Origin of the sequence: Grimontia sp. AD028, assembly GCF_000973155.1 — a bacterium.
GTDB classification, from domain to species: Bacteria; Pseudomonadota; Gammaproteobacteria; order Enterobacterales; family Vibrionaceae; genus Enterovibrio; species Enterovibrio indicus.
Genome location: NZ_LASY01000010.1, coordinates 20,962 through 31,476, shown reverse-complemented (window position 1 = coordinate 31,476; position 10,515 = coordinate 20,962). Strand labels below are relative to the sequence as shown.

General features: G+C 50.2%; 8 protein-coding genes and 2 tRNA genes. 9 read left to right on the top strand and 1 reads right to left on the bottom strand.

Annotation, left to right across the window (positions count from 1 at the left end; all coding sequences use genetic code 11):
• Positions 1 to 197: 197 nt before the first annotated feature.
• Both RN22_RS02765 and RN22_RS02760 read left to right on the top strand, forming a co-directional pair.
• Positions 198 to 273 (top strand) — tRNA-Gly (locus RN22_RS02765).
• A gap of 84 nt (positions 274 to 357) precedes the next feature.
• Positions 358 to 433: transfer RNA gene (locus tag RN22_RS02760), tRNA-Gly, on the top strand.
• Between the two features lie 577 nt (positions 434 to 1,010).
• Here RN22_RS02760 and queG read toward each other — a convergent pair.
• Positions 1,011 to 2,138 carry a tRNA epoxyqueuosine(34) reductase QueG gene (gene queG / locus RN22_RS02755; RefSeq protein WP_156168157.1) on the bottom strand — a complete coding sequence of 376 codons (1,128 nt, stop codon included), beginning with the start codon at positions 2,136 to 2,138 and terminating at the stop codon, positions 1,011 to 1,013.
• A 50-nt stretch (positions 2,139 to 2,188) separates the two neighbouring features.
• Here queG and RN22_RS02750 point away from each other — a divergent pair, with 50 nt between their 5' ends.
• From RN22_RS02750 to hflX, 7 genes are all read left to right on the top strand, one after another.
• Positions 2,189 to 3,682, top strand: a complete 1,494-nt coding sequence (locus RN22_RS02750) for a bifunctional ADP-dependent NAD(P)H-hydrate dehydratase/NAD(P)H-hydrate epimerase (protein WP_046302991.1) — start codon at positions 2,189 to 2,191, stop codon at positions 3,680 to 3,682.
• 34 nt (positions 3,683 to 3,716) lie between these two features.
• Positions 3,717 to 4,184 carry a tRNA (adenosine(37)-N6)-threonylcarbamoyltransferase complex ATPase subunit type 1 TsaE gene (gene tsaE, locus RN22_RS02745; protein WP_046302990.1) on the top strand — a complete coding sequence of 156 codons (468 nt, stop codon included), beginning with the start codon at positions 3,717 to 3,719 and terminating at the stop codon, positions 4,182 to 4,184.
• A 4-nt stretch (positions 4,185 to 4,188) separates the two neighbouring features.
• Positions 4,189 to 5,898: an N-acetylmuramoyl-L-alanine amidase gene (locus RN22_RS02740; protein ID WP_046302989.1), complete on the top strand. Its 1,710-nt coding sequence runs from the start codon at positions 4,189 to 4,191 to the stop codon at positions 5,896 to 5,898.
• 2 nt (positions 5,899 to 5,900) lie between these two features.
• Positions 5,901 to 7,889, top strand: coding sequence for a DNA mismatch repair endonuclease MutL (gene mutL, locus RN22_RS02735; protein WP_046302988.1), 1,989 nt, complete (start codon positions 5,901 to 5,903; stop codon positions 7,887 to 7,889).
• A complete protein-coding gene (miaA, locus tag RN22_RS02730) occupies positions 7,882 to 8,808 on the top strand; it encodes a tRNA (adenosine(37)-N6)-dimethylallyltransferase MiaA (RefSeq protein WP_046302987.1) in 927 nt (308 codons plus the stop codon). Before mutL ends, miaA begins: the two co-directional genes overlap by 8 nt.
• A gap of 95 nt (positions 8,809 to 8,903) precedes the next feature.
• A complete protein-coding gene (gene hfq / locus RN22_RS02725; RefSeq protein ID WP_002539397.1) occupies positions 8,904 to 9,173 on the top strand; it encodes an RNA chaperone Hfq in 270 nt (89 codons plus the stop codon).
• A gap of 26 nt (positions 9,174 to 9,199) precedes the next feature.
• On the top strand, positions 9,200 to 10,489 hold the full coding sequence (hflX, locus tag RN22_RS02720) for a ribosome rescue GTPase HflX (RefSeq protein WP_046302986.1): 1,290 nt from the start codon (positions 9,200 to 9,202) through the stop codon (positions 10,487 to 10,489).
• Positions 10,490 to 10,515: the final 26 nt, after the last annotated feature.

Here is a 10,515-nt window from a genome sequence, read left to right as displayed (position 1 = left end):
TGTGTCGCTCCAAATTTTGATTTCCTTCGGGAAACACCACACGCAAGGAACCTTGCCAAGGTTGAGGTCACGCCTAAGCCTTGAAGATCGGGAACCTCGTGTGCTGCTCCAAATTTTGAATTCCTTCGGGAAGCGCAGAACAGGCTAAGCCTAACCTGCTAAAAACAAAAAATAATCCAACACTGTTGGAACAAAAAGCGACACTAGCTCAGCTGGTAGAGCGCAACCTTGCCAAGGTTGAGGTCACGAGTTCGAACCTCGTGTGTCGCTCCAAATTTTCTTTCGATAAGAAAGCTCGAATGGCAAATTTAGCCGTTTGATTCAAATTTACCGAAGCATTTCGGACGCTCTTTGAATGCGACACTAGCTCAGCTGGTAGAGCGCAACCTTGCCAAGGTTGAGGTCACGAGTTCGAACCTCGTGTGTCGCTCCAAATTTCTTACAGAACATCATCTGTAAGCACCAACACTCCGCATTGAATGCACCAGTTATTTTTAGGGTGTAGCGGGTTGTTGTCTTTAATGCTGTGAAGCATTATCTCCGGGCAAGGTCTAGCCCAAATACAATCTGAATGAGTTTTTTGCAGGAACGTGTCTGCATCGCGCTTTGAGCACCTTTTTATCGTGTTTCTTAACAGAGTTATCCACAAAGTCTTGCTTGTGGGTAAAGCCGTTGATGAATATCAGAAGATGTGACGTTACTCAGAGTTATTTGTGCGGATGTTGATCGGTGGAAAACTGATCCCTGTGAATTGTTTTTATTGTAACTCTATGTTTTTAATGATTTTAAAGTTTCGAGTTTCAATGTTTTCAAAAGATTATCCCCAGTTTCATCACCTTTCGTGACTTTCATCTGAGATTATTCACAGAGTGTGTTTAACTTTATCAGCATGCACTGTTTTATAGCGTACTGAAAAGGTTTTCCACATTTCGCAGAAGAAGTGAATCTATGTCTTGTTTTTGCATTAATTTTGAGCAGATAGGTGACTTTCCACTACCGCACGATTGCGCTTAGGCATCCCTTGGTAGACCTTTCTGAACGATTCTGACTAACCTCTTGGTTGAGGAAGGCAGAACATCAACAGCATGTTCATTCCGGCGTTTAATCTGTTGTTCAAGCGCCCAATCAAGGTGCTGATCAAGCATAGCAGAGAATCCTTTGGCCGATTCCAAAAGTTCAATAATCTCTGGATCATAAGGGGCGTTTCCCATGGCCACAGAGAGGTTGCGGCGCCATTTTTCGTGGCCTATACGGCGAATGGCCGAACCTTCAGTTTCTTTTAAAAATGTAGATTCGTCCCAGCTAAACAGCGTTTTCAGAGGTTGCTGGACCAAGCTTTCTCGCCCATAAAAATCAGACTCGTTGGTTAACTCAGCTTCGCGGTTGTATGGACAAACCAACTGGCAGTCATCACAGCCATAGATCCGGTTCCCCATCGCCTCGCGAAACTCTTCTGGGATTTCACCATCAAGTTCAATCGTGAGGTAAGAAATACAACGTCTGGCATCGACAATGGTGTCGCCAACAATGGCATCTGTTGGGCAAGAGGTAATACATGCTACGCACTTGCCACACTGGCTTTCTGTCGGCTCATCCACTGGTAAGGGCAGATCAATCAGCAGTTCGCCCAGAAAAAACCAGGAACCGACGTCTTCACTGAGCAACAGCGAATGCTTGCCTGTCCATCCAAGACCTGCCTTCTCTGCCAGTGGACGTTCCAGAACCGGGGCAGAGTCGACAAAAGGTCGATAGCCGAATTTCCCAACTTCTTCTTCAATTCGCTGCCCTAATTTTTTCAGGCGGTTGCGGATGAGTTTGTGGTAGTCACGGCCGAGCGCATAACGACTGATATAGGCGAGAGAAGGCGTTTCCAATGTTTTGGCAAACCCCGCATCTGGCGGGAGGTAGTTCATTCTGGCACTGATCACGCGGACTGTGCCTTCAACCAGTTCCTGAGGACGGGCGCGCATCATGCCATGGCGTGCCATCCAATCCATTTCCCCGTGATAGCCATTATCGAGCCAGCGTTGCAACTGAGCTTCATGCTGACTGAGATCAACATCAGTGATCCCAATATGCTGAAATCCTAGTTCATGTCCCCATTGCCTGATATTTTCAGCAAGTTGGGTAAAATTGATCGACGATGAAGATCGGGACTCAGACATAAGATCAGCAAGGAAAAACTAAGATGAGCGCAAGTCTACCACACTCGCTTTACCGATCGGATCAGGTCAGAGACGGAGAGCGCAAGATCGCAGCAGATCTTGGCGTAGAAATGTACAACCTGATGGAACTCGCAGGCCGTGCTGTCTTTGAAACGATCAAAGATCGTTGGCCTGATGCTGAGTCGATCCTCGTATGTTGTGGTAGCGGTAATAACGGCGGTGATGGGTATGTTATTGCGAGATTAGCTCTGGAAGCCAATATGCCGGTGACCCTCTGGTCGGTTGCCGACCAATCTAGTGTTAGCGGCGATGCGTTAAATGCGCGGCAGAAGTTTGTGGCTGCTGGTGGCTTGATTGGGCAAGGTGCCTTTCCTGATGGTGATTATGATCTGATCGTTGATGCGCTCTTTGGTACCGGGCTCAGCCGCGATTTATCCGGCGCACACCTGTTAGCAGTGAATGCTATCAATGCGATTAACTGCCCCAAGATCGCGGTGGATCTTCCGAGCGGTTTGGATGCGGATACCGGACACATCTGGGGTGAGGCCGTCATTGCAGATTGTACGGTTAGCTTTGTAGGGTTGAAGCAAGGCCTCTTTACCGGCAAGGCGCGCGATCATTGTGGTGACATTCTCTATGACGGTTTGGGTATTGGAGAGGAGTTTGCTGCGCATATCCCTGCTTCGTCTACACTGCTGACGCTTTCTCATGCCAAGACACTGGAGCCACAACGCCAAAATAGTGCACACAAAGGGCATGCTGGACGCGTCATATGTATTGGTGGCCAAAAAGGAATGGGTGGGGCAATTATTCTCAGTGGTCAGGCGACACTGCGAAGCGGTGCCGGCCTCGTCGCGGTGCTCACTGATGAAAGCCATATTCCGGCAGTGCTGGCCCGTCAGCCTGAACTGATGACACACTGGTGGCTTGAAGGTGACGGCATTGAAGCGCTAGACGAAACACTGCGATGGGCTGATGTGATTGCCATTGGTCCCGGTCTTGGTCAAAGCGAGTGGGCGAAGAAACTCTTTGATGCCGCGGTGGCGTGTGGGAGCCCCATGGTGGTGGATGCAGACGCACTGAATCTCTTGGCATGCTTCCCGATGCGCAGGGATAACTGGATTTTGACTCCACATCCTGGAGAAGCCGCAAATTTATTGAGTACTCGCGTAACAGAAATTGAACGGGATCGTTTTTCTGCCGTCAAAGAGTTACATAAACGCTATGGTGGCGTAGTGGTGCTTAAAGGTGCAGGCACAATCGTTTATGATGGCAGCACTTTACAGATCATCGATGCAGGCAACCCTGGAATGGCCAGTGGCGGCATGGGGGATGTTCTGACCGGTGTGATTGCCGGATGCGTAGCACAGATGTCTTCGCTGTCGGAATCAGCCAGTTTTGGTGCCTACTTACATAGCTATGCAGCAGATATTGCTGCACAAGACGGTGAGCGTGGCCTGATCGCCAGTGATTTGCTCCCGCTTCTTGGCAACAACATAAAAACAGAATCGCGATAGGGTAGCGCCCCATCGCAGAAAAGCAGTGAGAAACATGACACAGACTTTTATGACTGAACTTGCCGATGAGCAAGGAACAGTGGCCTTTGGTGCAGCTGTCGCAGCCGCCTGCGCGCAGCAAACAACCATTTATCTTCATGGCGATCTGGGCGCAGGAAAAACCACTTTTTCTCGCGGATTCATCCAGTCTCTTGGCCATGCTGGCAACGTAAAGAGCCCGACTTACACTCTTGTTGAACCCTACCAACTGGATTGCTGGCAAGTCTATCACTTTGATCTGTACCGATTGGCTGATCCTGAAGAGCTTGAATTCATGGGGATTCGGGATTACTTCACACCTGACGCACTTTGTTTGGTTGAATGGCCAGAAAAAGGCGAAGGTTTGTTGCCGCAACCTGATCTTGATATCACACTGAAATATAACGATGAACAACGCACAGTGCAGGTTCAGGCCAATACGCCTGTTGGTGAAGCGTTGCTGGCAAAACTGGAGTGGAAATAACGATATGCTTTGGCGGGGCGTGTTAGCAGGGTTGCTATGCTGGTTAGGTGCACTTTCTCCTGTGCTGGCTAATTCACTGGAAAATGTGCGGATCTGGCCTGCGCCGGATGAAACGCGCGTGGTGATGGATTTGGCCGATGAGCCTTCCTATACCTATTTTACCCTGACCAAACCTAATCGCCTGGTGGTAGATCTGAAAGACACGACCTTGGGGATGACGCTGCCTAAAGCGGTCAGCGACAGTAAAATTCTGACGAAAATCCGCAAGAGCAATCCGCCTGACAACAAAACATACCGTTTGGTCTTTGAACTTAAGGATCAAAGTGTCCCGCGCCTGTTTCCGCTGGCACCCGGCGGTGAATATGGCCACCGTCTGGTGATTGATATTCCTCACGGAAAGAAAACCGTCGCGGTGAAACCTGCCAAGCCTGCCGCTACAGCCGAAACCCAGACCGCACTGCCGTTTGGTACCGACGACATTATTATCGCTATTGACCCAGGCCACGGAGGAAACGATCCGGGTGCCGTGGGACCGCGACGTAAATACGAAAAGCACGTAACACTGGCTATTTCGCGCCAAGTCGCCGCCAAGATTAACGCGGTGCCAGGCATGAAAGCGGTACTGACGCGTAATGGTGATTACTTCGTCGATCTTAACAAGCGCTCGGATATTGCCCGCCGTAAGGGAGCGCATCTGTTGGTGTCTATTCACGCTGATGGTTTCCACAAACCGCAGCCTCGCGGAGCGTCTGTATGGGTGCTGTCCCGTCGTCGCGCGAACAGTGAAATTGGTCGTTGGATTGAGAAGCACGAAGAGCAATCGAACCTGTTAGGTGGTGGTGCGCTGCTGAATGACAACGAGGACGAATATCTGAGCCGTGCGGTGTTGGACTTGCAGTTCAGTAACTCACAGAAAGAGGGGTATGACGTTGCAGTTCGCGTGCTGAAAGAAATGGGTAAAGTGACAAAACTTCACAAATCCAGCCCGGAACACGCGAGTCTTGCTGTGCTGAAATCCCCAGATATTCCATCTCTGTTGGTTGAGGCGGGTTTTATCACCAACCCGCAGGAAGAAAAGCTGTTGCTGAGCTCCAGCCACCAAAACAAGATTGCCAATGCTGTATATAAAGGTGTGTTGACCTATTTTGAGGATTTCCCGCCAGACGGCACCTTGATGGCTGCGCGTAAGAACGGCGTTAAACACAAAGTCACGTCAGGCCAGTCTCTGTCTGTCATCGCTAGTAAATACGGCAGCTCAGTGTCGGCGATCAAAGCGGCAAACGGCTTGAAGTCCAATAACCTGAAAGTTGGTCAGGTTCTGACAGTGCCTGATGTCAATGTTGGAGCATTGACTAGCGCCTCGAAACCTTCGTCTTCAGGTGCCAGTGCAAAACCCGCGTCACCTTCGGGTAAAACCGTGACTCACACTGTCAAACGTGGAGAGTTCTTGGGTAAAATCGCGCAGGAATACGATGTCAGTGTCGCCAGTATTCGCAGTGCCAATAAGCTGCGCTCAGATGAATTGGCGATAGGACAGAGACTGAAAATTGTGGGTGTCCAGCCCAAAGACAAGCAGCACAAAGTGCAACGCGGAGAGTATCTGGGTAAAATCGCCAGCAATTATGGGGTGACGGTAGACAGTATCCGTCGTGCCAACAAGTTGCGTTCTGACGAGTTGGCTATCGGCCAGACCCTGATTATTCCCGGGAGTTAAGCATGGCAATTCAAATCCTACCTGCACGTCTGGCAAACCAGATTGCGGCAGGCGAAGTGGTTGAAAGGCCTGCTTCTGTTGTTAAAGAGCTCGTTGAAAACAGCATTGATGCGGGGGCGACCCGCATTGATGTTGATATCGAAAAAGGCGGCAGCAAGCTTATCCGTATTCGAGACAATGGCTCAGGCATTGCCAAAGAAGAACTCGAATTGGCGCTCAGCCGTCACGCGACCTCCAAGATCTCCTGCCTTGATGACCTCGAAGCGATTATCAGTCTTGGGTTTCGTGGTGAGGCGCTGGCGAGTATCAGCTCGGTATCGCGACTCACCCTGACATCGAGAACGATCACTCAATCAGAAGCCTGCTCTGCCTATGCGGAAGGGCGTGATATGGCAGTGCAGGTTAAACCTGCAGCTCATCCAGTCGGCACGACGGTTGAAGTGGTGGATTTATTCTTTAATACACCAGCCCGCCGCAAGTTTCTCCGTACTGACAAAACTGAATTCGGCCATATTGATGAGCTTCTGAAGCGCATTGCGCTGAGCCGTTTCGATGTGGCCATAACCCTTCGTCACAACGGCACCATCGTGCGCCAGTACCGCGCGGCATCGAATGATGTGCAGCGTGAAAAGCGACTGGCGGCTATTTGCGGTTCGCCGTTTGTAAAAAGCTCTGTGGCAGTGAGCCTTGAACATCAGGGTTTAACCCTTCATGGCTGGATTTGTACACCGGAAGGTGCACGGGCACAGAACGATATTCAGCACTGCTTCGTGAACCAGCGGATGATGAAAGACAAACTCATCAATCACGCGATTCGACAGGGCTATGAAGCATCATTGCGTCCCGATCAATTCGCCGCTTACGTTCTTTACATTGACATCGACCCGCACCAGGTGGATGTCAATGTTCATCCAGCCAAGCATGAAGTCCGTTTTCATCAGGCCCGCTTGGTGCATGACTTTATCTACCAGGCTGTAGCTGATGCCCTGATGCAAGTTGCGGCGGAACAAGCGCCTGCACTTGAGTTTGAACATCCACCAGTGAGTGATCTCAGCAGTGGGCAGAGTGCTACCCAACCTGAAATCACGCCTGATACCCCCGCATCTGAAACTCTCGAATCGTTGGAGCCTCAGGGGGCGGGAAATGCCTCATACTCAAACTACCCCGGTCAGACTGAATACACAGAATGGCGGCCACAGTCGTCAGGGCAAAGTCCACGAGGTTCAAGCCTTAGCCAATCATCTGGCAGCGGCTCGCGCCGAGAGCAATATGGTGATAACGCCCCTTCAAAGCGTGAGCAAAAAGTGTATCAAGCACTCATGACAACGCCTGTTGTCCCAGCTGCGGATACGCAGGTAGCCGAAGCACCACCTGTCTTTACGCCTTCATCAGTGGTGCAAACACCGGTCTCCGTCGGGCATGCAGGAAATGGCTTAGGTAAGGCGTTGGCTGTGGTGTCGTCTAGGTATTTGCTGCTTCAACGCGCCGAGGGTATTGCCCTGCTGGATTTGGATGCCGCTTCTTACCTCGCCATGCTTGGACAATTCCATGCTGCGGCAGAGGGTGAAGGCTTGAAAGCACAACCGCTTCTGATCCCACAGGCGCTGCCCGCTTCGACGGAAGAATTGGCATTGATTGCGAAACATGAAAGTCTGCTTCAGCAATTTGGTATGCTTCTTCGTCAAAAGTCGCCAACCCAATTGATGGTGATGGCGGTTTGTCAGCCTGTACGCAATCATAACTTGCAGCAGCTCATTCCTTCGTTGATGACATTTCTTACCAGCGAACCTGACACTTTGTCGGCTGAGTTGCTGGCAAACTGGTTTGCAGCTCAGGCGACGCAAAAAACAGACGTCTATGGTTTGTCACAAGCCGTTACACTGATCTCTGACTTAGAAAACTGCTGGCAGGAAAGGCTGGCGGCGCATTATTCAACGTTGTTGCGTCCGGTTGACGTAGCAGCGGCAATAGAAGCTTTTAAACATGACTAAGCCATTGCCGAAGGCAATTTTTTTAATGGGGCCGACCGCGTCGGGTAAAACTGATCTGGCGATCGGCCTGAGAAAACAATTTCCTGTCGAGATCATCAGTGTCGACAGCGCCCTTATCTATAAAGAGATGGATATCGGCACCGCCAAACCAACTGAAGATGAATTGGCACTGGCTCCACACCGTTTGATCGACATCCTCGATCCGTCAGAAGCTTACTCAGCGGCTGATTTCCGTGCTGATGCCTTGCGGGAAATGGAAGAGATTGTCGCAAAAGGGAGAATTCCCCTTTTGGTTGGTGGTACCATGCTTTACTTCAAAGCATTATTAGAAGGTTTGTCACCTTTGCCACCCGCGGATCCAGCGATTCGCGCTAAAATTGAACAGGAAGCAAAGGAACACGGCTGGCAGGCTTTGCATGATGAGTTATGCAACATTGACCCTGTCGCAGGTGCGAGGATCCACCCGAATGATCCTCAACGATTGTCGAGAGCGCTGGAAGTTTTTCGTATTTCGGGTAAAACTCTCACTGAGTTGACCGAAACCAAAGGTGAACCATTGCCATATGAGGTTCACCAATTTGCTATAGCCCCTAAGGAAAGGGGAGAACTGCATCGCCGTATTGAGTTGCGTTTCCAGAAAATGATGGAAGCGGGTTTCGAAGCGGAGGTACGCAAGTTGTATGATCGTGGCGATCTGAATCCGGATATGCCGTCGATCCGCTGCGTTGGGTACCGACAGATGTGGGATTATTTGGCGGGTAGCTGTTCGCTTGACGATGCAGTTTATCGCGGTGTGTGCGCAACCCGTCAGTTAGCCAAACGTCAGATCACTTGGCTTCGCAGCTGGGACAATTTGACATGGCTTGATAGCGACGATGCCGAGCTATCGTTACAAACAGTCACAAAGTGTCTGACCTGATCCAGGAAGAGACAGGTATACTTTGGGTTGTTGTAAGCGGCATTGTTGATTTTATTGTTGCTAATACAACTACAAACCAATAAGGAAAATTAAAAATGGCTAAGGGGCAATCTCTACAAGACCCATTTCTGAACGCACTGCGTCGTGAACGTGTACCTGTTTCTATCTATTTGGTAAACGGTATCAAGCTTCAGGGCCAGATCGAATCTTTTGACCAGTTCGTGATCCTGCTGAAAAACACTGTAAATCAAATGGTTTACAAGCACGCGATTTCTACCGTGGTCCCAGCTCGCCCAGTGAACCACCATCACAACAACTCTGAGCGTTCGCCAAACGAACGTCAGCAAGAGAAGACTGAGGAGTAATAATCCTTTGGTAAGGAGTTGATCGCTTGTTTGACCGTTATGAAGCCGGTGAACAGGCTGTTTTAGTTCATATCAACTTCACCCAGGAAGGCGAATGGGAAGATCTCAGCGAATTTGAAATGCTGGTATCGTCAGCGGGGGTTAGCAGGCTGCAAACCATTACGGGCAGTCGGCAGTCCCCGCATTCCAAATACTTCGTTGGTGAAGGTAAAGCCCTAGAAATCGCTGATGCTGTTCGATTGACAGGGGCTGACATTGTTATCTTCAACCATGCGCTTTCTCCTGCGCAAGAACGAAACCTCGAGCGTCTGGTCAAATGTCGAGTGCTTGATCGCACTGGTCTGATTCTGGACATCTTTGCACAGCGTGCCCGCACTCACGAAGGTAAGTTGCAGGTCGAGCTGGCGCAGCTTCGCCACCTTTCCACCCGACTCGTCAGAGGCTGGACGCACTTGGAGCGTCAGAAAGGGGGGATTGGTTTGCGTGGTCCGGGTGAGACCCAGCTTGAAACTGACCGTCGATTGCTGCGTGATCGCGTTAAGGCAATTTTGCGTAGACTTGAGAAAGTGTCTAAACAGCGCGAACAGGGCCGACGTGCTCGAAGTCGTGCTGAAGTGCCAACCGTTTCGCTGGTGGGATACACCAACGCAGGCAAATCCACCCTCTTTAACCGTATTACTGAAGCGGGGGTTTACGCGGCGGATCAGCTTTTCGCAACGCTGGATCCGACATTGCGCAAAATCGAGGTGGAAGATGTCGGGGATGTGATTCTTGCCGATACTGTTGGTTTTATCCGTCACCTACCCCATGATCTGGTAGCTGCGTTTAAAGCCACTTTGCAGGAAACACAGGAAGCAGCTTTGCTTCTGCATGTTATCGATGCCAGTGATGATCGCTTCCGCGAAAACATCGAAGCGGTTGACGTGGTACTTGAAGAAATCGATGCTCATGAAATCCCAACATTGTTGGTGATGAACAAAATCGACAACATGGATGAAGCCTCCCCACGCATTGAGCGTGATGAAGAAGGTTTACCCCGTGTTGTCTATGTATCTGCACTGGCAGATCAGGGCATAGATCTTCTTTTTGAGGCACTGACCGAGAGGCTGGCGGGGACTATGGTAAGCTATCGCTTACGTATTCCACCTGCGGCTATCGGCAGAATGCATAGTAAATTCTGTCAGTTGCGCTGTATTACGCATGAAGAATACGAGCAGGACGGACATTTGCTAGTCGACGTGCGGCTACCTCAGACAGATTGGTTGAGGTTGAAAAAAAGGGAAGGCAGTGAGTTAGGCGACTTTATCGTCAACTGACGGCCTGTTAGAGTATAAAAACTATC

Excerpts from the sequence above, each read along its gene's own strand:
- RN22_RS02750 (WP_046302991.1), top strand. The coding sequence starts at position 2,189 with ATGAGCGCAAGTCTACCACACTCGCTTTACCGATCGGATCAGGTCAGA.
- tsaE (WP_046302990.1), top strand. The coding sequence starts at position 3,717 with ATGACACAGACTTTTATGACTGAACTTGCCGATGAGCAAGGAACAGTG.
- RN22_RS02740 (WP_046302989.1), top strand. The coding sequence starts at position 4,189 with ATGCTTTGGCGGGGCGTGTTAGCAGGGTTGCTATGCTGGTTAGGTGCA.
- mutL (WP_046302988.1), top strand. The coding sequence starts at position 5,901 with ATGGCAATTCAAATCCTACCTGCACGTCTGGCAAACCAGATTGCGGCA.
- miaA (WP_046302987.1), top strand. The coding sequence starts at position 7,882 with ATGACTAAGCCATTGCCGAAGGCAATTTTTTTAATGGGGCCGACCGCG.
- hfq (WP_002539397.1), top strand. The coding sequence starts at position 8,904 with ATGGCTAAGGGGCAATCTCTACAAGACCCATTTCTGAACGCACTGCGT.